We start from the raw sequence: 25096 nt of genomic DNA, 5'->3' as shown, positions 1-25096 counted from the left end.
CTTCCTTGATGTCTTCCTGGATGCGCATGCCAAAATGGCGGCCCGCCTCGTCGGTCTTGACCAGAATCCTGTCGCCGACCTTGAGGGTGACCACGGAGACGGGGTCGCCCTTGTCGCTGACCACGCGGATGGTCTCGGCGTTTTGCAGGAAGACCTGGCCCTGGCGAACTCCGCATTTGTCCGTGACCTCGGCGGTGATGAGCAGCATGGGGCGAACCTCGACCTTGACCCGGCCCACGGTGGCCAGGGAGGTGGCACCGTCCGCGCCCACGATGAGCACCTCGGTTCCGGCGGCCAGTTCTTCGAGATAGGTGGTCTTGTCGCCGGGCATCCGGGTATAGGCGTGGACAGCGCCCGCGTTGACCCGGAAGGGCCGGGCGGCCACGTAGGGGTTGGACTCGGTCTCGGCGTGGACCAGGAAGGTGAAGGCGCTGGAGTTGCCCACCAGCATGCCCTGGCCGCGCCTGAGCATGGAGATGGTGTCCACGCAGACGCGGTGGCCGAGGCCGGTGGGTTCGATGGCGGTGACGGTGGCGGTCTCAAGTTCCATGGTTCCCTGGGAGAGTTTGAGGGTGGCGACGATGCGTTTCAGGTCGGACGCGCCCTCGGGCAGGACCACGATGGTGTCGCAGCCGCGCTCAAGGATGCCAGCGGCCAGGACGGCCCGGTCCATATTCTCGCATTCCAGGGCCAGGGTGTCCACCTGGGCCAGGATGTTTTCCACCGGGATGATCTCCCACCCCTTGGCGAGGACGATGTTCTCGCCTTTTTTGATGCGTGCCACAGCCTCTTCCTCGTCGGATTTCTGGCCAAGGGCGATGGCGGGCATGTCGCTTGGGGTGATGACCGTGACCCGGCCGAGGGCCTGGACCGCTGCCACCTGATCCTTCTCGACCATGACCGCGTCCACGCCCGACTCCAGAGCCAGGGTAAGCAGGGTCTTGTCAAAGGGGATGGCTTTGAAGACGATGGTTTTCATTGTTTTCCCAGGATGTTACTCGTTAATGTAGGCCAGCGCGGCTTCGACGCTCTCGTCGCGGTGCACGACCATGTTCAGGGCCTCTACTAGGCGGGTGGGGTCGGCGTGCTGGAAGACGTTGCGTCCCACTGAGAGTCCCGCGCCCCCGGCCTGGAGGGAGTCATGCACCATCTGAATGAATGCCCGAGTGCTGTCAAGTTTGGGTCCGCCCGCGATGACGATGGGTACGCAGCAGGCGTCGCAGACCTTGGAGAATGATTCGATGTCGCCAGTGTAGGGGACCTTGACTACGTCCGCGCCCAGTTCGGTGCCCACGCGGGCGCAGTGGGCGACCACGGACGGGTGGTATTCGTCGCTGACCTTGGGGCCGCGCGCGTAGACCATGGCCAGGAGAGGCATGCCCCAGTTGGCGGCGTCCGAGGCGACCTTGCCGAAATCGGCCAGCATGGCGGATTCGGTTTCGTCGCCGAGGTTGCAGTGGATGGAGACCGCGTCCGCGCCGAGGCGCATGGCGTCTTCAACAGAGGCGACGAGGCTTTTGGCGTTGGGGAAGGGGGAGAGGGCTGTGGAGGCGGAGAGGTGGACGATGAGGCCTATGTCGCGCCCGGCGGCGCGGTGGCCGCATCGCACCAGGCCCTTGTGCTCGATGACGGCGTTGGCACCGCCGTCCACCACCTTGCCCACGGCCTCGCGCATGTCCACCAGCCCGTCGATGGGGCCGACGGTCACGCCGTGATCCATGGGCACGACGATGGTCCGTCCCGTGTTGCGGTTGAAGATTCTCTCCAGTCTGATCGCTTTGCCGATATGCATGTCGTTCTCCAGCTGTTGTCCCTTGCCAGGCTGCGGGGTGGCCTGTGCGCCGATCTCGCCCCCGGGAAAAACCAAGGGCCGCCGGCTTTCGCCCGCGGCCCTTGAAGAGGTTCTTGTTTTTTCGGTTGTAACCCACCACCTGGTTTACAGAACACCTCTCCCGAGACCGCGCGCGCGGCTGTACCAATACCCAAAATAAAAGACGGTAAAGGAGTTGGCGAGGGGGGTGGTGGAGTTCATGGAGACAAGAGCTACACCCTGAAGGAAATTCTGTCAACAAAAAGATTCATCATGAATTCAGCGTGATGGGATATATTACAATTAAAAAATGCGACCGGCGGTCATTTTCCGTACTTTTCTGGATTGACATATTTTGTTCATTTTACCGCTTTCAAAAATGTATCAAATGACAAATTTGAGAAAAACCAAACATAAAAACACATCTAAATTCTCGTTTTTTACACGAATAGCAATGCTTGCCACTTTTGGCACGGGTCTTGATAGGAGTACGCAGGTTTCAAACGCATTCCCTTTCAAGGAGGAGTATCCCATGTTTTCGAGAAAGTCCCCGACCCCCGTATCCGCAAAGGTCGCCATAGCCATGGTGGCCCTGGCGGCCGCCCTGGCTCCGACGCTCGCCTTTGCCGACGAAGTGGAGTATCTCACCCAGGATAACGCCAACATCCTGTGGACCGTCATCGCCGCCATCCTGGTCATGTTCATGCAGGCCGGTTTCGGCTGCGTCGAGGCCGGTTTCACGCGGGCCAAGTCCGCCGGCAACATCCTGATGAAGAACTTTCTGGATTTTTCCGTTGGTTCCGTCTGCTTCTTCCTCTTCGGCTTCGCCATCATGTTCGGCCTTGACGCGGGCGGCTTCATCGGCACCTCGGGCTACGCCCTGAGCGGTGTGGCCGAGGCCGACCTGCCCTGGACCTACACCTTCTGGTTCTTCCAGTCCGTGTTTGCCGCCACTGCGGCCACCATCGTCTCCGGAGGCATGGCCGAGCGTACGAAGTTTTCAAGCTACGTGGTGGTTTCCATCTTTGTCACCGGCATCATCTATCCCATCTCCGGCCACTGGGCCTGGGGCTCGCTGTGGCTCGGCGACGACGGCGCGGGCTGGCTCGAAGCCCTCGGCTTTGTCGACTTCGCCGGTTCCTCGGTTGTCCACTCCGTGGGCGGCTGGATAGCCCTGGCCGGTGCCATGGTGCTCGGTCCGCGCCTGGGCAAGTACACCGAGGACGGCAAGGCCCGGGCCATTCCCGGCCATAACATCCCCCTGGCCTCCCTTGGCGTGTTCATCCTCTGGTTCGGCTGGTTCGGTTTCAACGCCGGTTCCACCACCACGGCCGACGACACCATCGGCATGATCGCCATGAACACCTCGCTGGCCGCCTGCGCGGGCGTGCTCGGCGCCATGGCCATGTCCTGGCTGCGTTTTGGCAAGCCCGACATCTCCATGACCCTCAACGGTGCCCTGGCCGGTCTGGTCGGCATCACCGCCGGTTGCGCCACGGTCAGCGCCGGCAGTTCCATCGTCATCGGTCTGGCGGCCGGCCTGCTGGTGGTCCTGTCCATCGAGTTCATCGACAAGGTCCTGCGCATCGACGATCCGGTCGGCGCGGCCTCGGTCCACGGCGTGTGCGGCGCGTGGGGCACCATCGCCTGCGGCCTGTTCAACATCGACGGCGGCCTGTTCTACGGCGGCGGCTTCGGCCAGCTGGGCGTGCAGCTCATCGGCGCGGGCGCCTTCTTCGTCTGGGCCTTTGGCGCCGGATATGTCCTCATGACCGCCATCAAGGCCGTGTTCGGACTGCGTGTGGAAAAGGACGAGGAGCTCAAGGGCCTGGACATTGCCGAGCACGGCAGCGAGTCCTACAACGGCTTCCAGCTCTTCAGCAACGAATAGCCCGCAGCCGCGACCACAAGACATCACAAGGAGAATACCGAAATGAAGCTCATCATAGCATACATCAGGCCAGAAAGGCTCAATGAAGTGAAGCAGGCGCTCTATGCCAAGGAGATATACTCCATGTCCGTGACCAACATCCTTGGTTCCGGCCGGCAGAAGGGATTCACCGAGACCTATCGCGGCGTACAGATGGAAGTGAACCTGCTCAAGAAGGTGCGCCTTGAGATCGGCGTCAACGACGATTTCGAGGACAAGGCCATCGAGGCCATCCGCTCGGCCGGGGCAACGGGCAAGGAGGGCGACGGCGTCATCTTTGTCACCGAGCTGGCCAAGGCCCTGCGTATCAGGACCGGCGAGGACGGCATCCTCTAGCATCGGAATGCGACGACATACGGAGCGCCGGGGCGGCCTTTGCCGCCCCGGCCCCGGTCGGCGCCCTCAGGCCAATCGGGTCAATTCATGCAGCAAAAAGACGGCATCAAGCCCATGGTCAACACCGTGACCCCACTTCAAGAGATCATCGAAACGGGTGCCATCATCACCCACTTCCAGCCCCAGGTCTCCCTCAAGCGCAAGGCTGTCATCGGGCTGGAGGCGCTGAGCCGGGGGTTCGACGCGGCCACGGGGGAGATCATCCCGCCCGTCGCGCTCTTTGCCCAGGCCCGGGATTCCGAAACCCGGCTGGCTCTGGACCGGGCATGCCGCACCCGGGCTGCCGAGTCATTTGCCGCCCTGCACCGACGCGACAAGAGCATCATGCTCTCGGTGAACATCGACGCCACCTGCATCAACGAGGAGACGCGCGGCTCAAGCCATCTGCTCAAGCTCATCAAGCGCTGCGACATTTCGCCAAGCAACGTGATCATCGAGATCATCGAATCGCGCTGCAACGACATGGATGCCCTTCTGGAGTTCGTCCGTTTCTATCGGAAGAAGAACTTTCTCATCGCCCTGGACGACGTGGGCGCGGGGTTTTCCAATCTCGACCGCATTCCCCTGCTCAAGCCGGACGTGCTCAAGCTCGATCGCGCCCTGGTCAGCGGCGTGGACGGCCAGTTCCACAAGCTGGAGGTGGCGCGCAGCTTCGTGCAGATGGCCAACCGCCTGGGCTGCCTCGTGCTGGCCGAGGGGGTTGAGACCAGCGGCGAGGCCCTGTGCCTGCTGGCCAACGGAGTGGACGTGTTCCAGGGGTTTTATTTCGCCCGTCCGGCCCCGGGGCTGGACGCCGTGCCCGGCATGGCCGACAAGGTCAACGCCTTGGCCGAGAAGCACCGCCACGAGCGCACCCGGCGCATCGCCGAGGAGAAGCGTCTTTTCTCAAGCTACGACCTGACCATCCTGACCATGTGCCAGGAGCTGTCCGAGACCCCGTCACGCGGGCTCAACCAGGCCATGACCCGGTTTCTCGAATCTTACGAGGGCGTGGAGTGCCTCTACGTCCTCGACATGAAGGGGCGGCAGGCCTCGGACACCATCTGCAACCCGGACAAGCTCAAGAAAAGCAAGCGGTTCCTCTACGAACCGGCGCGTCTTGGCACGGACCACTCCCTCAAGGAATACTTCCTGCCCATCCAGGCCGGGCTTGAGAAGTTCACCACAGACCCCTACATCTCGCTCGCCTCGGGTAACCTGTGCACCACCATAGCCAGGGTCTTCTACCACAAGAGCTGCGGACGCCACCTGATCCTGTGCGCAGACATGAGCCGCGAGGAGAGTGCCTGCGAGTCGTAGCCGGTGGCCTTGACTTGGTCGTGCTGCGACAATATCTTAAGAGAATGAAGAATTGCGCACTTTTTCTGGCGGCCATGGCACTGGCCCTGTCCGTCGCGACAGGTTTCCTCTTGTCCCCCGGCCATGCCCGGGCAGACGAAGTGCGTTTCGTCTACGAGGACTTTCCCCCCTTCGAGTACCTGAAGGACGGCGAGGCCCGGGGCGACAGCGCGGCCCTGATCCGCCGGGTGTGCGCCGAACTGGGGCTGACCCCGGTCTTTCTGCACCGTCCTTGGGTGCGGGCCATGGATGACGTGCTCACGGGCCATGCGGATGGAATCTTTTCGGTCTATCGGTCCGAGGAGCGCGACAGGTCGTTGATTTTCGCGCAGCAGCCCCTGGCCCATGACGAAACCGTGGTGTTTGTGGCCCGGGATGATCTGCGCCCGGAGTCTCTGTCGGACCTCGCGGGATTGCGGGTGGGAGTGGTCCGGGGCCACCATAACGGCCCGGGTGTGATCGAAGGGATTCCCGGGGCGCCCCATTTGTTCAAGGATGTACGGACGCTGCTCGCCATGCTGTGCGAGGGGCGCATCGACGCGGCCATGGTTACCCGGGGTCCTGGAGAGCATGTCCTGCGGCAGCTTGAGTGCGGCAATCGGGCGCGGGTGGTCATGGTGCTTGCCCGGATGCCCCTGCATATCGCCTTTTCCAAGGTGGACGAGGCGCGTGGCAGATGGCTGGCCGAGTCTTTTTCGCGCGAGTTGGCCCGTATCGCGGCCGGGGGCGAAGCCGCACCCGAATCTGCCGAACCATGAAGAACCATCCGGCAAGAAAAGCGAAAAGGGGCGGGAACACGATGTTCCCGCCCCTTTGTGCGTTGACGGGGGAGGTTGGTCAGATCTTGCAGGCGGTGCGCAGATCGTCCACCGCGTCGGTCATCTCCCAGGTGAATTCCGGCCGCTCGCGGCCGAAGTGACCGTAGTTGGTGGTCAGCTGGAAGATGGGGCGGCGCAGGTTGAGCCGCTCCTGAATGTAGTAGGGGCGCATGTCAAAGACATCGGTCACGGCCTTGGTCAGCTGCTCGTCGGAGACCTGGCCGGTGCCGCGCGAGCAGACCACCACCGAGACGGGCTCGGCCACGCCGATGGCGTAGGCGATCTGGACCTCGCACATGTCGGCCAAGCCTGCGGCCACCACGTTCTTGGCCACATAGCGGGCCATGTACGCGCCGGAGCGGTCCACCTTGGACGGGTCCTTGCCGGAGAACGCGCCGCCGCCGTGGGCACCGGCTCCGCCGTAGGTGTCGTTGATGATCTTGCGGCCGGTGAGCCCGCAGTCGCCAACCGGGCCGCCGATGACGAAGCGGCCGGTGGGGTTGATGTAGGTCTTGAGCTTCTTGTCGATCAGCTCCTCGGGCAGGGTCTTCATGATGACTTCCTGCAGGATGGCTTCCTTGAGGTCGGCGTAGGCGATGCTCTCGGAATGCTGGGAGGAGACGACCACGTTGTCGATGCGCACGGCCCTGCCGCTTTCGAACTCGACGCAGACCTGGGTCTTGCCGTCCGGGCGCAGGAAATCGAGGATGCCCTCCTTGCGCACGTAGGTCAGGCGACGCGACAGCTTGTGCGCGTAGTAGATGGGGGTGGGCATCAGGGTGGGGGTCTCGTTGGTGGCGAAGCCGAACATCATGCCTTGGTCGCCAGCGCCCTGTTCCTCGGGCTTGGTGCGGTCCACACCTTGGGCGATGTCCGGGGACTGCTTGTCGATGGAGGAGATGACCGCGCAGGTCTGCCAGTCAAAGCCCATGGTGTCGGAGCTGCAGTAGCCGATATCCTTGATGGTGGCCCGGACGATCTCCGGGAAGTCGGCAAAGGCAGTGGTGGAGATTTCTCCGGCGATGAAGGCGAGGCCGGTGGTGACCAGGGTCTCGCAGGCCACGCGGGCGTTGGGGTCCTGGCGGATGATGGTGTCCAGGATGGCGTCAGAGATCTGGTCCGCGACCTTGTCGGGATGGCCTTCGGTCACTGATTCCGAGGTGAACAGGTACTTTCCTTCGATCTGCATTGAATCCTCCTTAAAGAGTCCTGCTGTACGGGCCTAAAAATCCGGGTCGAGTTCGCACTCGAGGATCTGATCGACGCCGTTGTCGTTGTCTGCGATGGCGACCTTTGGCTTGCGCGTCCGGGCCTCGTTCTCGTCGAGCCACACATAGGAGGCGATGATCACCCGCTGGCCGACGGCACCCTTGTGGGCGGCCGCGCCGTTGAGGCATATCTCGCCTTTCGCCCCGGGGATGGCGTAGGTGGTCAGCCGCTCCCCGTTGTCGAGATTGTACACGTCCACCTGCTCGTAGGGCAGAATGCCCACGGTCTTCATCAACACGGTGTCGATGGAAATGCTGCCCCGGTACTCCAGGTTCGCGCAGGTGATGGTGGCGCCGTGAATCTTGGCGCTCAAAAAACAGCGTTGGGCCACAGGGATCACACCTCTATCAGAATATTGTCGATCAGTCTCGCCTTGCCGACCCGCACGGCCACGGCCGCCAGCACGGGGCCGGTCACGGCGCTGACCGGGGTGATGTCGTCAGGGTGGACCAGTTCCACATAGTCCACCTCGCCCATGGGCAGCTCGCGGGCGTATTCCTGGCGCAGGAAATGTTTGGCACCCTCGACGTCTCGTTCGCCCGCCCGCACCATGTCGGCCAGCTTCACCAGCCCCCGGCGGATGGCCGGGGCGGCGGCGCGCTCGTCGGGCGTGAGGTAGGCGTTGCGCGAGCTCATGGCGAGTCCATCGGCCTCGCGCACGATCTCGTGGCCGATGATCTCTACCGGAATGTCCAGGTCGCGGACCATGCGCCGGATGATGGCCAGTTGCTGCCAGTCCTTGCGGCCGAACACGGCCAGATGGGGCTGGGCAAGCATGAACAGCTTGGTGACCACGGTGCATACGCCGCGAAAATGACCGGGGCGGCTCGCTCCGCACAGGTGGCGGCCCAGCTCGGGCACGTCGATCCAGGTGGCGTGATCCGGGGCGTACATGCCCCCCGGGGCGGGCATGAAGAGCAGGTCGGTCCCGCAGGAATCGGTCTTGGCCCGGTCGCCCTCATGGTCTTGGGGATACTTGTCCAGATCCTCGCCCGGGCCGAACTGGGTGGGGTTGACGAAGAGGGAGACCACGAGCCTGTCGCAGCGCTGCCGGGCGTGGCGCATGAGGGCCATGTGTCCCTCGTGCAGGTAGCCCATGGTCGGCACCAGGCCGATGGACAGGCCATCGCGCCGCCAGGACAGGCATTGTTGCTGGAGTTCGTGTGGGTCGGTGATGCTGCGCATGATTGTTATCCGCTGCCGGGGCAGCTGTCGGCCTAGCTATGACTATTCTGCCGGAATGTCAATATCCAAATGTATTGATATAGTCCCGGCCCCAAACGCTGGGAGGATGGTGACGCGACCCGGGGCAAACTTTCATTTGAGTAAAAATTCCGTGCGATGTAAGCTCCCGGATTATGAGGACGATAAAAGACATCTTCGCGGACGGGAGCCTGTCGTTCACCCCCCGGGAACTGATCGACTTCGAGCATGCCATCAAGGATTGCATCGCCGAGTTTCTTCCCTTCAGCTCCTACAGCCTGTTCTTCCCCAGGGAGCCGGGAGGCCCCGTGCCCGAGCCCGATTTCCGGCGCGAGGACGGGGAGCTGATCCTGCCCCTTGTCTTCCAGGGGCGGCTCTTGTGTCATTTCATCGCCAAGGGCGTGCGCCTCAAGGCCCCATCCACCGCTCCGCGCTACCTCATGGCCCTGGCCACGTCCGTGCTGGAGAAGATCGCCCTGTACCGCAAGAGTGTCAGCGATCCGCTCACCGGCCTCTTCACCCGCGACCATTTCGTGGCCGAGCTTGAGAAGGCCATTGACCGGGTGCAGGGATGTCTGGCCACCGGAAACTGCCGGGCCGGAGCCGCCTCGCGCAACGGGGAGGCCACGGTGAAACAGGGGGCTGCCCGGGCCGTGCCCGCGGTGACCGCCTGCGAGGTGGAGCAGGCCTTTTCGGGCACCTTGGGCGTGCTCTATGTGGATCTCGACAATTTCCTGTGGGTCAACGAGCGCTACGGATTCCTGACCGGCGACGACATCGTGGCCGAGGTGGGCCGCCTGCTCGATCTCGTCTGCCCCAAGTACACCACCGTGGCCCGGCTGGCCAACGACAAGTTCGCGGTGCTCGTGCCCGATGCCAAGCCGCGCGCCTGTTTCCAGCTCTCCGAGGTCATTCGCTCGGGCATCGGCAAGCTCTCTTTTATGGACGACATCACCAACGACATCATCACCATCACGGCCAGCGTGGGTTTCGTCAACTATCCCCAGGGAATGGAGGGCGGCCAGTTCCGCCGGGTCGTGGCCGAGCAGGCGCGCATGCTGGTGCGCAAGGCGCGCAAGGCCGTGAGCGTGGCCAAGGACCTGGGGCGCAACCGGGTCTTCGGCTATGCCGACATCCTGGACAAGGGCGGCCGCGTCCTGGACATCCTGCCCATGAACCGCGTGGGCGTCAGCCTGGGGGAGTCGTCAGGGGCCAGGGTGGGGCAGCGCTTTCTGGTGCGCGCGCCCAAGGCCTCCCAGGCCGGGGCGGACTCCGGCGCGGGGCAGCATCCGGCCATGGTCAAGGCCGAGGTGGTTCTGGCCGAGGTCCATGCCGACAGTTCAGTGGCTGAGATTCTTCACCTGGGCGATGCGGGCGCGGCTGTCGAGCCCGGCGACCAGCTCAAGCTGGTTTCGGGCGACCAACCCGGCTTTGCCGACAGGGCGGCCGACGCCCCGACCGCCCCGCGCAAGGACGCGGCCACCCGGCTCGTGGGCTATGGCGATTTCGTGGCCGCCCTGGCCGCAGCGCGGCTTGCGCCCGAGACCTTCGGCCTCTCGCTGGTGCGCGTGCTCGACCAGCCCGTGGATACCGGAGAGGGTTATCAGGAGGCCATGGACCGGATGATGGCCGAGGTGGCCACCCTGGCGCGCGGCGGCTTTGGCGACCGTGTGCTGGGCGGGCGCTACGGCCTGAACGGCATGGTCTTTTTCCATGAGGCCGTGGACGGGCCGACCCTGCGCGCCCGGTCCCTTGAAATCGTCAAGCTGGCGGCGGACACCTTGAGCGTCTCGGTGGCCATCGGCTCGGCCTGCTATCCCTTCCTCAATTTCGACCGGGCCGACATCCTCGAAAACTGCCGCAAGGCGCTGGAACATGCCTTGCTGCTGCCCGAGCCGCGCGTGGCCGTGTTCGATTCCATTTCCCTCAATCTTTCGGCCGACAGGCGGTTCATGGCGGGCGAAATCTACGGGGCAGTGGAGGAATTCAAGCTCGCCCTGCTCGATGACGAGAACAACCTGCTGGCCCGCAACTCCCTTGGCATCTGCTACGCCCAGCTGGGCCGGTTCGATGAGGCGCGCCGCCAGTTCGAGCAGGTCACGGCCATCAATGCCAAGGACGTGCTCGCCCTGTACAACCTCGGCTGGGCCAATCACCGGCTGGGCGATCTCAGGAAGGCAGAGCAGGCCTACCGCCAGTGCCTCAAGGCTGACCCGGGGCACGTCTACGCGCTGATGCGCCTGGGCTCCCTGTGCGAGGGGGCCGGGCATCTCAAGAAGGCGGCCAACCACTACCGCAAGGCCGCGGCCCAGCCCGGCGGCGAGCGCATGGTGCTGCGCCCCCTGGCCCGCGTGGCCTATCGCCAGGGCGATCTGGACGCTACCCGCGAATACCTGCACCTCGCCCTCAACGCGGACCACAACGACCATCAGGCCATGCACATGCTGGCCCGGCTCTATCTCGATCAGGGGGAGGACCCCCAGATTGCCGAGGTGCTGGCGCGGCAGTCGTCGGCCCTGTCGCCCGAGCGGGCCGCCTACTGGGACATCCTGGTGGAGGCCCTCGAAGCCCAGGGCAAGGTGGAGGAGGCGGTCAAGGTGGCCGCCCGGGCCGGATAGCCCGATCCCGGGACAGGGCGCGCGCCGAATTCATTGCGCATGAAAGAAGCCCCACGGCCAGTGCCGCGGGGCTTTTCTCATTCGGATCGGCCAGGGCCTATCGGGATTCCAGATAGGCCTTGAAGACCGGGGCGGCGGGCTTGCCGTCGGCCGTGGTCACGCCGTCGAGCCAAGCCTCCCAGGTGGCCGGGTTCGCCTTGAGCCACTTGAGCCCGGCGGTGCGGAAGTTGAGTGACTTGTCATTCTTGATGGCGGTCATGATCTGATTCATCATGGGCACGGGGAAGACCATGTTCTTGAGCAGTTTGGCAACATTGGGGTTGTCCTCGGCAAAGCCCTTGCGCACATTGGTCCAGACCGTGGCGCTGCCGTCGTCAGGGCCGAAGGTCTCGTCGGTGCTGCCTGTCAGGTAGGTCATGTCAATGCGCTCGTTCATCCTGTGGGGTGCCCAGCCCAGGAAGACGATCCACTTGCCCTGGGCGGCGTAGGACTGCACCTGGGAAAGCATGGCCACCTCGCTCGACTGCACCAGCTTGAACTTGCCCAGCCCGAACATGTCCGCGTCGATCATGGCCTGGATGATCTGGTTGCCGTCGTTGCCTGGCTCGATGCCGTAGATTTTCCAGTCCAGCTTGTCGCCGAACCTGGCGATGTCGCTGAAGTCCTTGAGCCCGGCCTCGGCGCAGAAGGTGGGCACGGCCAGGGTGTACTTGGCCCCGGGCATGTTGGGCGCGTACTTGATGACCGTGCCGTTGTCGAAGAACTTGTCGGCCACGTTGGCCATGGAGGGCATCCAGTTGCCCAGGAAGGCGTCCACATCGCCGGTGGACATGGCCGCGTAGGCGATGGGCACGGACAGGACCACGTTCTCGGCGTCGTAGCCGATGCTCTTGAGCAGGCTTACGGCCAGCTCGGTCTTGATGGTCACGCCGGTCCAGGAGACGCTGGCGATCTTGATTTTCTGCGCGGCATGCGCGGTGGGTGTCAGGGTGAACAGGGCGACGGCAAGCACGAGGACGGACAGGCTCCGCCTGATGGAAAAGGACATCAAACCTCCTTGGTTGGGGTGAACGGACCATGGGGCGAGTCCCGTGGTCCCTGTGCGCAACAGCGCACTCCGGTGGTCAGGCTATTTCGAGCCGAACCAGTTGATCGCCTCGGTGGCGTGGTTTTGATAGATGTGTTTGACCTCGGTGTATTCCTCCAGCCCCTGGCGGCCCAGCTCGCGGCCGAGGCCGGACTGGCGATAGCCGCCCCACGGGGCTTGGACGAAGTAGACGTTGAAGTCGTTGATCCAGACAGTGCCGAAGCGCAGGGCGGCCGAGACCCTGGCCATGCGGTCCGGGTCGCGGGTCCAGAATCCGGCGGAAAGGCCGTAGACGGTGTCGTTGGCCCGGGCCACGGCCTCTGCCTCGGTGGCGAAGCGCTCCACGGTGATGACCGGGCCGAAGACCTCCTCGCGCACGATGCGCATGTGGCTCTCGCAGTCGATGAACAGCGTGGGCATGACGAAGTGGCCCTTTGCCAGCGCGGGGTCATCCGGGCGGCCGCCACCCAGGGCGAGGGTGGCCCCATCCTTCCTGGCGATTTCGATGTACTGTTCCACCTTGGCCCGGTGGTCGGCCGAGATGAGCGGCCCCATTTCGGTGGCCGCGTCCAGGCCGCTGCCCACCCTGATGCGCTTCATTCGATCCAGAAGCTTCTCCACGAACCGGTCGTGGATGGCGTCCTGAACCATGAGCCTGGCCCCGGCCGAGCAGATCTGCCCGGCGTGGAAGAAGACCGCGTTAAGGGCGTGGTCCACGGCCACGTCGAAGTCGGCGTCGGCAAAGACGATATTGGGGTTCTTGCCGCCCAGTTCCAGGGCGACCTTTTTCACGTTGCCCGCTGCCGCGCGCATGATGGCCTGGCCCGTGGCGACGCCGCCGGTGAAGGAGATGAGGTCCACATCCGCGCTCTCGGCCAGCTCGGCGCCCACGTCCGGGCCGGGGCCGAGGATCGTGTTGACCACGCCCGCCGGGTATCCGGCCTCCTCGGCCAGTTCGGTGATCCTGAGGGTGGTCAGGGGGGTTATCTCGCTTGGCTTCATGACCAGGGTGCAGCCAGCGGCCAGGGCCGGGGCCATCTTCCACGAGGCCTGGAGCAGGGGATAGTTCCACGGCGAGATCTGGCCGCACACGCCCACGGGCTCGCGCACCACCCGGCTGGTGGTGCCGGGATTGGGCGAGGCGATGACCTCGCCGCCGTCCTTGTCGGCCATGCCCGCGTAGTAGCGGAAGATACCTGCCACGTCGTCCATGTCCCAGCGCGATTCCTCCAGAGTCTTGCCCGTGTCCAGGGTCTCCAGCCGGGCCAGGGGCTCGCGCTCGCGTTCCACGAGGTCTGCCAGCCGGGCCAGCAGCCGCCCGCGCTCCACGGCCGGGGTTTGGGGCCAGCCGCCGGTGTCGAAGGCGCGGCGCGCGGCCGCGATGGCGGCGCGGGCGTCTTCGCGCCCGCCTTCGGCCACCTCGGCCACCTCGGAGCCGTCGAACGGGTTCTCGATGCGCCGGGTCGCGCCAGAGCGCGCCTCGACCCACTGTCCGTCGATGTACATTTTCCCTTTGATCATGCGCCACTCCCGTTGCTGTCTGCGCCGTGCCGGTAGTAGGGCACGTCTTCGGCCGCCAGCGGGGTGTTGCCCAGGATGATGTCTGCCGCCTTTTCCGCGATCATCATGACCGGGGCGTAGATGTTGCCGTTGGTCACATAGGGCATGACCGAGGCATCCACCACGCGCAGGCCGTCGATGCCGTGGACCCTGAGATCGGCATCGGTCACGGCCATGTCGTGGGTGCCCATGGCGCAGGTGCAGCTGGGGTGGTAGGCGGACTCGCCCTCGCGGGCCACGAAATCGAGGATATCCTCGTCGGTCTGGGCCTGATCGCCCGGGGCCAGCTCGCGTCCCCGGTATTCGTCGAAGGCGGGTTGGGTCATGATCTCGCGGGTCTTGCGGATGGCTTCGACCCACTCCCGTCGTTCCTGCTCGGTGGAGAGGTAGTTGAAGAATATCTCCGGGTGGTCCAGGGGGTCGCTCGACTTGAGCTTCACATGCCCGCGCACGTCGGTGTTCATGGGGCCGACATGGACCTGATAGCCGTGTCCCTCGTTGGGGGCAGAGCCGTCATAGCGGATGGCGATGGGCAGGAAGTGGTACTGGATGTTGGGGTACTCCACCTGGTCGTTGCCGCGGATGAAGCCGCCCGCCTCGAAGTGGTTGGTGGCCGCCTCGCCCCTGTGGCCGAAGAGCCACTTGAGCCCGATCCAGGGCTGGTTGTACCATTTGAGCGCCGGGAACATGGAGACCGGCTTTTTGCAGGCGTACTGGACATACAGCTCCAGATGATCCTGGAGGTTCTCGCCCACGCCGGGCAGATCATGGACCACGCCGATGCCCAGGGCCGAGAGATGGCGGCCATTGCCCACGCCCGAGAGCTGGAGCAGCTGGGGGGAGTTGATGGAGCCGCCGCAGCAGATGATCTCGCCGCCGTAGGCCTTGAGGGAGCGCTTGCCTCTGGTGTATTCCACGCCCACGGCGCGCTTGCCCTGAAACAGGATGCGCGTGGTCATGGCCAGGCATTTGACCGTCAGATTGCGCCGGTTCCTGACTGGATGGACATAGGCCCGGGCTGCGTTCCAGCGGCGGCCGCGATAGGTGGTGCGGTCGAACTTGCCGAACCCTTCCTGGCGGTAGCCATTGACATCGTCGGTGATCGGGTAGCCCGCCTGCTGCACGGCCTGGAAAAAGGCGTCGAAGAGCGGGTTGTCGCACTCGGGCGTGGTCAGGTAGAGGGGGCCGGCAGCGCCCTGGTACTCGTCGGCGCCCGCCATGCGGCACTCGAAGCGTTTGAAGTAGGGCAGGCAATGGGCATAGGACCAGCTCTCAAGGTCGTCCTCGCGCGCCCATTTGTCGTAGTCCATGGCGTTGCCGCGGATGTGGATCATGCCGTTGATGCAGCTTGAGCCGCCCAGCACCTTGCCGCGCGGCTGGTAGATGCGCCGGTTGTGCATGTGCGGCTCAGGCTCGGATTCGTACCACCAGTTGTAGGTCTTTCCGGCCAGGGGATAGGTCAGGGCCGCGGGCATGTGGATGCGGAAATCCAGCTTGAAGTCTGGCAGTCCGGCCTCCAGGACGAGCACCTTGTTTTTGGGATTGGCGCTCAGGCGATTGGCCAGGACAGACCCGGCCGAGCCGCCGCCGACGATTATGTAGTCGTAATGCTTCATTCTTTCTCCATCTCGATGGTTGCCCCGCCGATGAACGGGGGTGTTTGCGGGCGGTCGTGGCCGCCCCGGTGATTGATGCACTCGCGCAGCAGATGGTAGTGGTGGCCGATGTGCGAGAGGGCGCGCATGATGTCGCCATCGGCGATGGCCTGGGCCGTGTCGCTCCAGTTGGCGGCAGCGCGTTCGCGGTACAGCGGCTCCTCGTACAGGGCGTAGTCGTGTGAGTTGAAGCCCATTTGCAGGGCGTGCATTACCCACTCGAACACGGTGTTTCCCGCCATGCGCACGAGCATCAGGTTGAGCTTGCGGTCCAGCTCGCCTGTGGCGAAGAGGTCCGGCTCGGGTTGTCTGAGCAGCCATTCGAGCTGGCGCGCCTCGGCCAGCAGCTCGGCCTTGGCCTCGGCATCGGCCCGACCAATGGCCATCTGGGTGATGGCCCGGTCCAGGGTCTCCCGAAACTCGATGAGCTGCTCCGGGGCCACCGGCTGCTGCTTGAGGAACAGGGCCAGCGATTCCGAGACGTTGGCCATGTTGAGCTTGCGAACATAGGCGCCGCCCTTGGCTCCCTTGCGGACTTCGAGCAGCCCCTTTTGCTTGAGCGTCTTGATGGCCTCGCGGATGACCCCGCGCCCGGCCCCGAAGAGCACCTGCATCTCGCGCTCGCTGGGCAGCCGCTCGCCCGGCGCGAGCCTGCCGTCCATGATGGCGGCCTCGATCTGCAGCGAAACCTCTTCGCTGGCACGCCCGATGGTCACGGGCATGAAGAAACCCTCGATAAAGCGGGGATCGTTCATTGGTAAAACCTTTTCTTCCAAATAATCCACTTTTAGGGCATAAATCGAGCTTTATGCCCTAAATGGTCGTACCATTAGTAGCCTGCCTATTTGAGTCTTGTCAACCCGCTCTCTGGGCGGCAGGGCGAGCCTGTCCAGCGTGCCTTTGGGAACGGCAAGAGGCCGGGCCAAAACGCGGATGGTCGTTTTGGCCCCGGATGTGCGGATGTGGCGTTGGTGCTGACCCGGCGGGGAGCCTTTGGTCCGGCAACGCCTGTGTTGACAGGAATCACAGTGCGTGTAGAGTGCCTCTGCGATTGATTCTCCTTAAGTGAGACGAAAAAGGGAATCCGGTGAGAAGCCGGAGCGGACCCGCCGCTGTATTCTTCCAGCCAGCCTGTTTCGACCGCTGGCACAAACCCCTCACCAATGCCACTGTCCGCCTTTTGCGGATGGGAAGGCCAGGGGTTTGCGGAAGGGAGCCAGAAGACCTGTCAATCGCCCACCCCGAGGCAACGGGTTTTTGCCGAAACAGGGGAGCAAGCGTCGTTTTTCCGCCTTTTCCGCCTTGCCGCCGCTTCTCCACCTCACTTTCCTGACCAACCACCTGGAGGAGCGCATGGCTTTCGACCCTCTTGACACTGCCGAGCCCCGAGACACCCATCCGGCGTGCCCGAGACATGCCCAGCATGCCCACCATGGGCACGAACAGGGCGGACAGTGCGGCTGTCATCACGATCACGACCACGATCACGAACACGATCACGGGCATGACCACGGGCACGGGCACGATCATCTTCGGCCGCCCAAATACAAGCCGGGCATCCTGCTGGCGGCCTTTGGCGTGGCCATCGATGAAGCCCGGCGCGGCTACGACCTGTTCGAGGCCGAGGTCCGCCAGCGTCATCCCGGCATGGAACTGGCCTGGGCCTATACGGCGCACAAGGTCCGCCGCAAGCTCAACCGGCGGGGCAGGGAGTGCGACTCCCTGGCCGTGGCCCTCTCGCGCCTGCACGACAAGGGCGTGACCCACCTGGCCGTGCAATCGCTGCACACCACCCCGGGAGTGGAGTATTACTGGACCCGCGAGCAGTCCCTGGCCTACCGCCACCCGCGCAAGGGATTTCCCGAAGTCGTGGTGGGCGGCCCGCTCCTTCTCTCGGAGCAGGACCTGGACCGCTCCTGTCAGGCGTTGCAGGGCTACATCCCGGCCGAGCGGAGCCCCGAACAGGCCGTGGTGCTTGTGGGTCACGGCACCTATCACCACGGGCAGCAGCGGTATCTGGATTTTCAGGAGCGCGTGCAGCGCGACGATCCCCTCATCCGCGTGGGCACGCTCATGGGCCGTCCCGCCTGTGACGACGTCATGGCCGGGCTGGAGGCCGACGGGGTCAAGGATGTCTGGCTTGTGCCCTTCATGTGCGTGCCGGGACACCATGTCCATCTGGATGTCTTCGGCAATGGGCCGTCTTCGTGGAAGAACCGGATGGAACACGCCGGGTTCACCGTGCGGGGAAGCGTGACCGGAACGCTGGAGCACGCCCCCTTCCGCACCATCTGGCTTGAACACCTGGACCAGGCCTGCGCCCATATCCGCGCACAGGAAACGGCGTAGCCAAGGGAGGTTTCATGCATATTTCCGAAGGAGTGCTCTCCCCATCCGTCCTGATGGCGGGGGCCGCGCTGACAGCCGCGGGGTGCTGGATCGGCTACCGCAAGCTGCAATACGACAAGATCGTGACCGCCTCGGTGCTGTCCGCCACGTTCTTTGTGGGTTCCCTGATCCATGTGCCCCTGGGGCCGTCCAGCGTGCATCTGCTGCTCAACGGCATCGCCGGGGTGGTGCTTGGCTGGGTGGCCTTTCCGTGCATCCTGGTGGCGCTTCTGCTCCAGGCGGTTCTGTTTCAATTCGGGGGGCTTTCGGTCCTGGGCGTCAACACCTTCAACGTGGCTGCTCCAGCCGTGCTGTGCTTCTATCTCCTGCGGCCGCTGCTCAATGGGAGTCCGGGCCGGTCGGCCCTGGCCGGATTTCTCGGCGGGGCGGGCGCTGTTCTCGGCACCGCCCTGATGACGGCATTCTCCCTGGCCTTTACCGATGAAGGATTTCTGACCACCGCCAAGCTCGTGGTGGTGGGCCACCTCCCGGTCATGGTCATCGAAGGGGTCGTGACCATGTTCGCCGTGGGTTTTCTGGCCCGGGTGCGGCCGGAGTTACTTGGCGGCGCGGGTTGCCTCGGACACGCCAAGGCGGGAGGGCCGACATGCTGAAACAGAGTGCATGGGCTGCCTTGCTGCTCGTTTTCCTGCTTCCCGGACCGTGCCTGGCGCACAAGGTGATTCTCAACGCCTGGATCGAGGATGGCGAGTTGAATGCCGAGGTGGGCTTCAGCGACGGTTCCCCGGCATCCGGGGCCGTTGTCAGCGTGCTTGATCCCGGGACCGGCGAAGAGTTGTTCGCCATAAAGGCAGACGGCGAAGGTCTTGTGGCGGCCGCCTTGCCCCCGGAGGTGCTTGCTGGAGGCGGCGACCTGCTCGTGGTGGGCAATGCCGGGTCAGGCCACCGCGCGGAGCGGCTGCTGCCAGCCCGGCAGATCGGCGGCCTCCTCCCGGATCAGGAGGGGGAGAAGACGGGTGGTGACGCTCCGACACAGGCGCTTTTCCCGGCAGAAGGCGCGGCAGAAGGCGTGGTGGACGGCGCAGCCCTGGAGGCCCTGGTGCGGCAGGCGGTGCGCAAGGAACTCTCCCCGCTGCTGCGCGAGATCCGCTCCCGCGATGAAGAGGGGCCGCGCCTTCAGGACATCGTGGGCGGCATCGGCTACATTCTGGGGCTTGCCGGTCTGGTCATGCTCATCAAGGGCAGGCAGGGCCGCAAAGATCCCGACGGCGCAGGCAACTCCTCATGAATCTGCCGGATGGCCTGGCCGACTCCCGGAGCGGCTCTCCTGCCGGACCCTTCGCCGGAATGGACACCCGCGTCAAGCTGCTCCTGACCCTCGGGCTGCTGCCCCTGATCATATCCCTTCAGGGCGTTGCAAGCCTGGTCCTGGCCCTGGTTCTGGCCGCCACGCTGCTGGTCTCGGCCCGGCGGCCCACCCGGCAGATCCTCATCAGATTGGCGTTTGCCAATGGCTTTTTCGTGTTCCTTTTCGTGGCCCTCTCCCTGACCTATCCGGCCAAGGAGTTGGGAGCGTGGCATTTCGTCAGCCTGGACGGCCTGCACCTTGCCGGGCGCATCGCCCTCAAGGGCAACGCCATGCTCCTGGTCCTTCTGGCCCTGGTGGCCAGCACTCCCGTACCTGGGCTGGCCAATGCCCTGCAACGACTGCGTGTCCCGCAAAAACTGATCTTGCTCCTGACCTACACCTACCGGCAGGTGTTCATCATCGGGGAGGAAATGGAGCGCATGCGCCAGGCAGCCGCAGCCCGCTGCTTCCGGCCGGGACTGCGGCTGCACGTCTACCGGACATTCGGCTATTTCCTGGCCCAGTCCCTGGTCCGCAGCCTGGACCGGGGGCAGCGCATCCACGATGCCATGCTCATGCGCGGCTTTGCCGGGTGCTTTCATCCCTTGCAACGAAACGACGGGGTCGCGCCCGCAGAGGTCGCCTTCGGGGTGTTGGTGTTCACTCTCGGCCTCGGGCTGGTGGCTCTGGACAGGATGGTGCTGAATTGACTTCTCCCCTTGTCGCCCTGGAGGGAGCCTCCCTCGTCTATCCCGGCCAAAGCGGACCCGCCCTCTGCGAGGTGGACTTCACCCTGCGCCCGGGCGAAAAGATCGGCGTCACCGGCGACAACGGCAGCGGCAAGACCTCGCTGCTGCTGGCCCTGGTCGGCCTGCGGCCCCTGGCCTCGGGGAGACTGCTCCACAGGGGCGACGAGGTGCGCAAGTCAACGCAATACCACGATCTTCGTCGCGAGGTGGGGCTGGTGTTCCAGAACTGCGACGATCAGCTCTTTTCTCCCACGGTTATCGAGGATGTGGCCTTTGGTCCCCTGAACCTCGGCCTTTCATCGGGCGAGGCTCTGGCGATAGCCAGCGAAACCCTGGAGGCGCTGAACATGGGACATCTTGAAAACCGTCTGACCCACACCCTCTCGGGAGGACAGAAGCGCATTGTTTCCCTTGCCACAGCCCTGGCCATGAAGCCCAAGGCCCTGCTCCTGGATGAACCCACCAACGACCTTGACCGCACGACCCGCGCAATGGTCCAGGATTTTCTGCACCGCAGCGATCTTTCCCTGGTGCTGGTCTCCCATGACCACGACCTGACCAAGGCCATCACCACCCGCATCATCCACATGGAAGCAGGGCGCGTGTGGCCGGACTCGTAATTCTTCCCGTTCCAAAACACATGCAAAAGAAAACGGGTTGCGGTCATATGGCCGCAACCCTTGATCATTCTGGTGCCGAAGAGAAGACTCGAACTTCCACGGGGGAACCCCCACTAGACCCTGAACCTAGCGTGTCTACCAATTCCACCACTTCGGCACGTTCAGAGGAAGCTGGCTTATATATGGGTTGCAACAGGTTGGCAAGCGGTTTTTCGGGGTGACGTTCAGGAATCGAGCGAACTGGGCGGGCCCAGGTGCCCGGAGGAGCCTGTGGGCCCGGCTGGACGCTGGATACGAGAAAGGCTTCCTCGGACCGTCCGTGGAAGCCTTTGGCTTTCTCGTGTGCAAAAAAGGAAGAAGTTGTATTGTCATTAGCAACGGCCGTGCCAGAATGGTTTGCGGGTGATTGTATTAAAATATATTCATCTATTTCAGCGTGTTGTAAATGGTTGAGAGAGGGTGCTTTGCCAGCCTGTCGCGGGTGCTTGGGTACAAAAAACTGAATTTTTCCCGGGACAGGACGCGGGGGGTTCAGATATTTTGACCGGGAAAGGCCAGCCGCGATCCGGTGATTATCGTCGGGGCTGCGGGGTGTCTGTGGTCGGGGTATCTTCCGATTTCCACGCGAGGAGGCGGGATGGAGAGTTTTTTGCTGCTTGTGGTTTGTTTCGCGCTGGGCGTGGCCTTGCGGTTCGGAAACGTTGTGGACGAGAAGGGGCCGGCCGCCCTGAACGCGGTCATCATCTTCATGGCACTGCCCGCCCTGGCTCTTGTCCATGGTCACAGGCTGCACATCGGGGCCGGGCTGCTCCTGCCTGCCGCAATGCCCTGGATCGTGTTTGGGGTGGGATACGGCTTGTTCTCCCTGGCCGGTCGGTTCTTTGGACTCGACCGAAAGACCGTGGTCTGCCTGACCATCGTTGCCGGGCTGGGCAACACCTCATTTGTCGGGGTGCCCATGATCGAGGCTTTTTTCGGGCCCGAGCATATCGGGGTGGGCATGCTGATTGATCAGGCCGGAACATTCGCGGTTCTGGCCGTACCGGGTATCGCCCTGGCCGCACGGGCATCGGGGCAGGGGTGCGATTGGCGCAGCCTGACACGAAAGGTGTTGTTGTTTCCGCCCTTTGCGGCCCTTCTGCTCGGCATCGCCCTCCAGCCGGTCTCATATCCCGAGTGGCTGACCGCGCTGCTGGAGCGTCTGGGTTCGACCCTGGCACCGCTGGCCCTGCTTTCAGTGGGCATGACCCTGCGGCCGGGCCAGATCAGGAGCAATGGGCGGGAGCTTGCCATCGGCCTGGGCTACAAGTTGATCCTGGCCCCGGCCCTCATCCTTGTCCTCTACATGGGTCTTCTGGGCCAGGCCGACACGGTAGCCCGGATCACGGTTTTCGAAGCGGCCATGGGCCCCATGATCACCGGCGGCATCATCGCCATGACTTACGGCCTCAATCCGTCCCTGGCCGCCGCCCTCGTGGGCGTGGGTATCCCTCTTTCATTCTTGACGATCCCTGCGTGGTACTGGGTGGTGCGGTAGCGCTGCACTTCTGCCGTACGGCCAGATGCAACTCCCTGACGCATCGAAAAAGCCACCTTCATGATGAAGGTGGCTATAAAAAATCTGAAATCTAATTTTAATACTGACACTTAAGATGTATATTCACGTCCCGCCCCGGCGCGGCTAGGCGACACGCTGATCACCGTGGCCCCGGGCACCGGCCTTGGCCTGGTCATCTGCAAGGAGATCGTCGAGCACAACGGCGGCACCATTCGGGCGGACTCCACCCCCTGCCATGGCAGCACCTTCACCGTCACCCTGCCCTCGGTCCATGGCTCTGAGACGGCCTGCGAGTAGCCAGGGGAGAATGAAGGGCCAAGGAACTGGACTCCGGGGTCAAGGTTCCCACGTTCTAGGCGTGCGGGGGCTGGGCCTTCTCGGCAACGCGGGCTTCCACAAGAGGAGTGAACAGGCTGTAAAAGGCCAGGGCGTCCGCCGGGCTCGTTGCCTCCAGCCTACGCAGCGCCTCGGCGGAGAGGAAGGCCAGGGCGCAGTCCGTTACGGCCACCAAGCTGGCTGGCGCGGGTAGAGCCCGTCCCGGGTGGGTGGTCCCGGCCATGTCTCCGGGGCCGAGGCTGCGCAACCGGACGACGGTCCCCTCCGGCGCGCTCCGGGCAAGCTCTTCGGCCTGGCCGGAGACCAGCAGCCAGATGCCCCGGGGCACCTCGCCCTGGTTCAGGAGCACTTCGCCAGCCACGGCCGCTCGACGCTCCAGGTGGTCGTGCAGGCGCTCCAGCAGGGCCTCGAAACGCTCACCGGCCTCCAGATGCAGCATCATGTCGTCCACGCAGCGGTCGAACAGCGTGTCCTGCCCGTCGCCGGAGTGATGTGGTTCGCGCCGCGCCAACACGGCGTCCTCGCACCATTCCAAGGCCCGGTCCAGGTCCGGCAGAAAGCGGGCGCCCTCGGCATCCTGCGGCGAGGACTTGCGCATCTGCTCCTGCAGCCCTCTGGGCGTTGCGGCGAAGACCACCTCGCACCCGGCGGCGGCGCAACGTTGCAGTAGGCGCAGAAAGCAGTTCACGGCCGAGGAGTCGAAGCCGTCCACCTCGGCGAAATCCAGCACGAGATGGCTGGGTTTGGGGCCGTTGTGCGGGGCAAGGTGGCCGGACACCGTGCGGCTGAGGACATTGGCCGAGCCGAAGAACAGGTAGCCGGTGATGCGCAGCACACGGACGCCCTTCCCGCGTTCAAACAGGATGTGCCTGTCGGGCACGGAGCGGCTGCGGGCGCTGGTAAGCACCGTGGCGTCCGTATCCTGCCGGACCACGGGCAGGTGGCTGTACTTTATGACGAAGATAACCGTGGCCATGACCAGGCCGAAACCCACGCCCATGAGGAAACCGAAGAAGCCGATGGCGCACAGGATGGACAGGATCAGTCCGTATTCCACCAGGCTGACCTGCCTGCGCACTGCCAGAACCCAGTCCAGCATGGTGGCGACTCCCAGGAACAGCACCATGCCGCCCAGGATGAAGCGCGGGAAAAAGCCCAGCACCGAGGCGCCTAGAAAGGTGGCCGCGCCGATGAACAGCGCGCAGGACAGGCCCACAAGTCGGGAGTCCGAGCCGGTCTTGGGTCCGAGCAGCGAGAGGCTCAGCGCCGTGTAGCCCGCCTGTGAGCCGCCCGCGCCGCCGACGAGATTGGCGGCAGCGTTGACGTACATCTCGCGCTTCAGGTCCAGGTCGCTCTTAGCGGCCGTTTCCAAGCCGCTGGCGTTGAGCAGAAACGAGATGGCCGCAACCAGCGGAATGGTGCAGAGCTGCGGCACCTGGGGCCAGAGGGCGTCCCAGCGGATGAGCGCCAGGTCAGCCGGACCGAACACCGGCCAAAGCATGGAGCCTTCGGGCATTCCTCCCAGAAGGAGCCCGGCCTGCGCGGCGTCGGCGCCGGTCTGCCCGGTGAAGGCCAAGTACAGGCCGAAAGCGCCCAGTGCCAACGCCAGAGTGCCGGGCAGCACGTAGGCGCTGCCCCAGCGTTTCATGGCCGTGAGCAGGGCCAGGGTGAGCAGCACCGCCGGGAGCAGGCGCAGCAGCTTGTCGGCGGCCAGCAGTTGCGGCAGCGTGGCGAAGCTCAAGGACACGCCCGTAGTGATGCCCACGCTTCCCTGAATCAGCAGCCAGCCGATGCCGGCCATGAATCCGCCCACCACGGGGTAGGGCATGTAGCGCATGAGGTTGCCCAGGCCGAATCGGCCCAGGACCAGGAACATAACCCCGGTGGCCATGGTGGACAGGACCATGGCCGCGGCCACGGTGGCGTATCCCCCGGCCGGGTTGGCAGCGCCGGCGGTTGTTGCGGCTATCCCCGCCGCCACCGCCGCCATCACCGCGGCCGGGGCGTCCTGCGGAAGGCACACCGAGGGCGGAAAGCTGCTGAACAGGGCCACCACAAGGCACATGGCGAAACCGCCGAAGAGCGTGAGCCCGGCGGCGCTGGGGGCGAAAGGGGCCAGAGGACCGGAAAAGATGAGCGAGGCGAGGGACAATTGTATAATGACGGCCAGCAGCGCGATGACAAAGCCAGAGCTCATCGCCGGGACCAGTCGGCTGGGTGTGGAGGCATCGTGCAGCAGATCTTGCCAGTGTGTCGAGGGCATGGACCGGTACATAGCCTGCGCCGGGTCTTCTGGCAATATGGCAACAGAGGTGGGGCGGCCGGATAGCCCGACCTGGTTATTGCCTGCCCACCGGCGCGAAGGTCACGTCCGTCAAGGTGAGACCTCTGCACGGCAAAACCCATACTTTTATTCTTTAACTATTTGATTTACTGTTTTATTCTCTCTTCG

At 64.3% G+C, this 25096-nt stretch carries 22 protein-coding genes, 1 tRNA gene and 1 riboswitch; of the genes, 12 read left to right on the top strand and 11 right to left on the bottom strand.

Annotated elements, in window-relative coordinates:
* Positions 1–979 (bottom strand): 3-dehydroquinate synthase II family protein (locus QQS14_RS14110; protein WP_285907654.1); only part of this gene is annotated, 979 nt, incomplete at its 3' end.
* Positions 980–994: 15 nt separating this feature from the next.
* Positions 995–1792, bottom strand: a complete 798-nt coding sequence (locus QQS14_RS14105) for a 2-amino-3,7-dideoxy-D-threo-hept-6-ulosonate synthase (RefSeq protein ID WP_285907653.1) — start codon at positions 1790–1792, stop codon at positions 995–997.
* Positions 1793–2342: 550 nt separating this feature from the next.
* Here QQS14_RS14105 and QQS14_RS14100 point away from each other — a divergent pair.
* From QQS14_RS14100 to QQS14_RS14085, 4 genes are all read left to right on the top strand, one after another.
* Positions 2343–3701, top strand: coding sequence for an ammonium transporter (locus tag QQS14_RS14100; RefSeq protein ID WP_285907652.1), 1359 nt, complete (start codon positions 2343–2345; stop codon positions 3699–3701).
* 42 nt (positions 3702–3743) lie between these two features.
* The gene (locus tag QQS14_RS14095) at positions 3744–4076 is read left to right on the top strand and encodes a P-II family nitrogen regulator (protein ID WP_285907651.1); all 333 of its coding nucleotides are present in this window, start codon (positions 3744–3746) and stop codon (positions 4074–4076) included.
* 87 nt (positions 4077–4163) lie between these two features.
* Positions 4164–5435, top strand: coding sequence for an EAL domain-containing protein (locus QQS14_RS14090; RefSeq protein ID WP_285907650.1), 1272 nt, complete (start codon positions 4164–4166; stop codon positions 5433–5435).
* Positions 5436–5479: 44 nt separating this feature from the next.
* Positions 5480–6232, top strand: a complete 753-nt coding sequence (locus QQS14_RS14085; protein ID WP_285907649.1) for a substrate-binding periplasmic protein — start codon at positions 5480–5482, stop codon at positions 6230–6232.
* A 79-nt stretch (positions 6233–6311) separates the two neighbouring features.
* Here the strand turns inward: QQS14_RS14085 and metK are convergent, their stop codons facing one another.
* Genes metK through panC form a run of 3 tightly spaced genes read right to left on the bottom strand, consistent with a single transcriptional unit; the run spans position 6312 to position 8746 of the window.
* Positions 6312–7481 (bottom strand): methionine adenosyltransferase, encoded by a 1170-nt coding sequence (gene metK, locus QQS14_RS14080; RefSeq protein ID WP_285907648.1) that lies wholly within the window; start codon positions 7479–7481, stop codon positions 6312–6314.
* 33 nt (positions 7482–7514) lie between these two features.
* Entirely contained in the window at positions 7515–7892 is a 378-nt protein-coding gene (gene panD, locus QQS14_RS14075; protein ID WP_285907647.1) for an aspartate 1-decarboxylase, read from the bottom strand.
* Positions 7893–7897: 5 nt separating this feature from the next.
* Positions 7898–8746: a pantoate--beta-alanine ligase gene (panC, locus tag QQS14_RS14070; RefSeq protein WP_285907646.1), complete on the bottom strand. Its 849-nt coding sequence runs from the start codon at positions 8744–8746 to the stop codon at positions 7898–7900.
* 173 nt (positions 8747–8919) lie between these two features.
* On the opposite strand from panC, the gene QQS14_RS14065 reads away from it, so the two are divergent.
* A complete protein-coding gene (locus QQS14_RS14065) occupies positions 8920–11382 on the top strand; it encodes a tetratricopeptide repeat-containing diguanylate cyclase (RefSeq protein ID WP_285907645.1) in 2463 nt (820 codons plus the stop codon).
* Between the two features lie 97 nt (positions 11383–11479).
* Here QQS14_RS14065 and QQS14_RS14060 read toward each other — a convergent pair whose 3' ends face one another.
* The 4 genes from QQS14_RS14060 to QQS14_RS14045 all read right to left on the bottom strand — a co-directional run bounded on the left by QQS14_RS14060 (position 11480) and on the right by QQS14_RS14045 (position 16439).
* Positions 11480–12430 (bottom strand): glycine betaine ABC transporter substrate-binding protein, encoded by a 951-nt coding sequence (locus QQS14_RS14060; RefSeq protein WP_285907644.1) that lies wholly within the window; start codon positions 12428–12430, stop codon positions 11480–11482.
* 81 nt (positions 12431–12511) lie between these two features.
* The gene (gene betB, locus QQS14_RS14055) at positions 12512–13990 is read right to left on the bottom strand and encodes a betaine-aldehyde dehydrogenase (RefSeq protein WP_285907643.1); all 1479 of its coding nucleotides are present in this window, start codon (positions 13988–13990) and stop codon (positions 12512–12514) included.
* Positions 13987–15645: a choline dehydrogenase gene (gene betA, locus QQS14_RS14050; protein WP_285907642.1), complete on the bottom strand. Its 1659-nt coding sequence runs from the start codon at positions 15643–15645 to the stop codon at positions 13987–13989. Before betA ends, betB begins: the two co-directional genes overlap by 4 nt.
* Complete coding sequence (locus tag QQS14_RS14045; protein WP_285907641.1) at positions 15642–16439, bottom strand: FadR/GntR family transcriptional regulator; 798 nt, start codon at positions 16437–16439, stop codon at positions 15642–15644. The genes betA and QQS14_RS14045 overlap by 4 nt, the downstream gene beginning before the upstream one ends.
* 280 nt (positions 16440–16719) lie before the next feature.
* Positions 16720–16931: riboswitch (cobalamin riboswitch) on the top strand.
* 106 nt (positions 16932–17037) lie between these two features.
* Between QQS14_RS14045 and QQS14_RS14040 the strand changes: the two genes are divergently transcribed.
* Genes QQS14_RS14040 through QQS14_RS14020 form a run of 5 tightly spaced genes read left to right on the top strand, consistent with a single transcriptional unit; the run spans position 17038 to position 20750 of the window.
* On the top strand, positions 17038–18033 hold the full coding sequence (locus QQS14_RS14040) for a sirohydrochlorin cobaltochelatase (RefSeq protein WP_285907640.1): 996 nt from the start codon (positions 17038–17040) through the stop codon (positions 18031–18033).
* Positions 18034–18047: 14 nt separating this feature from the next.
* Complete coding sequence (gene cbiM, locus QQS14_RS14035) at positions 18048–18686, top strand: cobalt transporter CbiM (protein ID WP_285907639.1); 639 nt, start codon at positions 18048–18050, stop codon at positions 18684–18686.
* Positions 18680–19321, top strand: coding sequence for a hypothetical protein (locus QQS14_RS14030; protein WP_285907638.1), 642 nt, complete (start codon positions 18680–18682; stop codon positions 19319–19321). The genes cbiM and QQS14_RS14030 overlap by 7 nt, the downstream gene beginning before the upstream one ends.
* The gene (gene cbiQ / locus QQS14_RS14025) at positions 19318–20091 is read left to right on the top strand and encodes a cobalt ECF transporter T component CbiQ (RefSeq protein ID WP_285907637.1); all 774 of its coding nucleotides are present in this window, start codon (positions 19318–19320) and stop codon (positions 20089–20091) included. The genes QQS14_RS14030 and cbiQ overlap by 4 nt, the downstream gene beginning before the upstream one ends.
* Positions 20088–20750, top strand: coding sequence for an energy-coupling factor ABC transporter ATP-binding protein (locus QQS14_RS14020; protein ID WP_285907636.1), 663 nt, complete (start codon positions 20088–20090; stop codon positions 20748–20750). Before cbiQ ends, QQS14_RS14020 begins: the two co-directional genes overlap by 4 nt.
* A gap of 70 nt (positions 20751–20820) precedes the next feature.
* Here the strand turns inward: QQS14_RS14020 and QQS14_RS14015 are convergent.
* A tRNA-Leu gene (locus tag QQS14_RS14015) sits at positions 20821–20907 on the bottom strand.
* 480 nt (positions 20908–21387) lie between these two features.
* Here QQS14_RS14015 and QQS14_RS14010 point away from each other — a divergent pair.
* Both QQS14_RS14010 and QQS14_RS14005 read left to right on the top strand, forming a co-directional pair.
* On the top strand, positions 21388–22287 hold the full coding sequence (locus QQS14_RS14010; protein ID WP_345782803.1) for an AEC family transporter: 900 nt from the start codon (positions 21388–21390) through the stop codon (positions 22285–22287).
* A gap of 165 nt (positions 22288–22452) precedes the next feature.
* Positions 22453–22605 carry a sensor histidine kinase gene (locus QQS14_RS14005; RefSeq protein ID WP_285907634.1) on the top strand — a complete coding sequence of 51 codons (153 nt, stop codon included), beginning with the start codon at positions 22453–22455 and terminating at the stop codon, positions 22603–22605.
* Positions 22606–22660: 55 nt separating this feature from the next.
* On the opposite strand, the gene QQS14_RS14000 is transcribed toward QQS14_RS14005, so the two are convergent.
* Positions 22661–24907 carry an SLC26A/SulP transporter family protein gene (locus tag QQS14_RS14000; RefSeq protein ID WP_285907633.1) on the bottom strand — a complete coding sequence of 749 codons (2247 nt, stop codon included), beginning with the start codon at positions 24905–24907 and terminating at the stop codon, positions 22661–22663.
* Between the last annotated feature and the right edge of the window lie 189 nt (positions 24908–25096).

The organism is Pseudodesulfovibrio pelocollis (genome assembly GCF_030282845.1).
Taxonomy (GTDB): Bacteria; Desulfobacterota; Desulfovibrionia; order Desulfovibrionales; family Desulfovibrionaceae; genus Pseudodesulfovibrio; species Pseudodesulfovibrio pelocollis.
The sequence above is the reverse complement of the archived record's forward strand: the minus strand, read 5'-3'. Positions and strand labels throughout refer to the sequence as shown.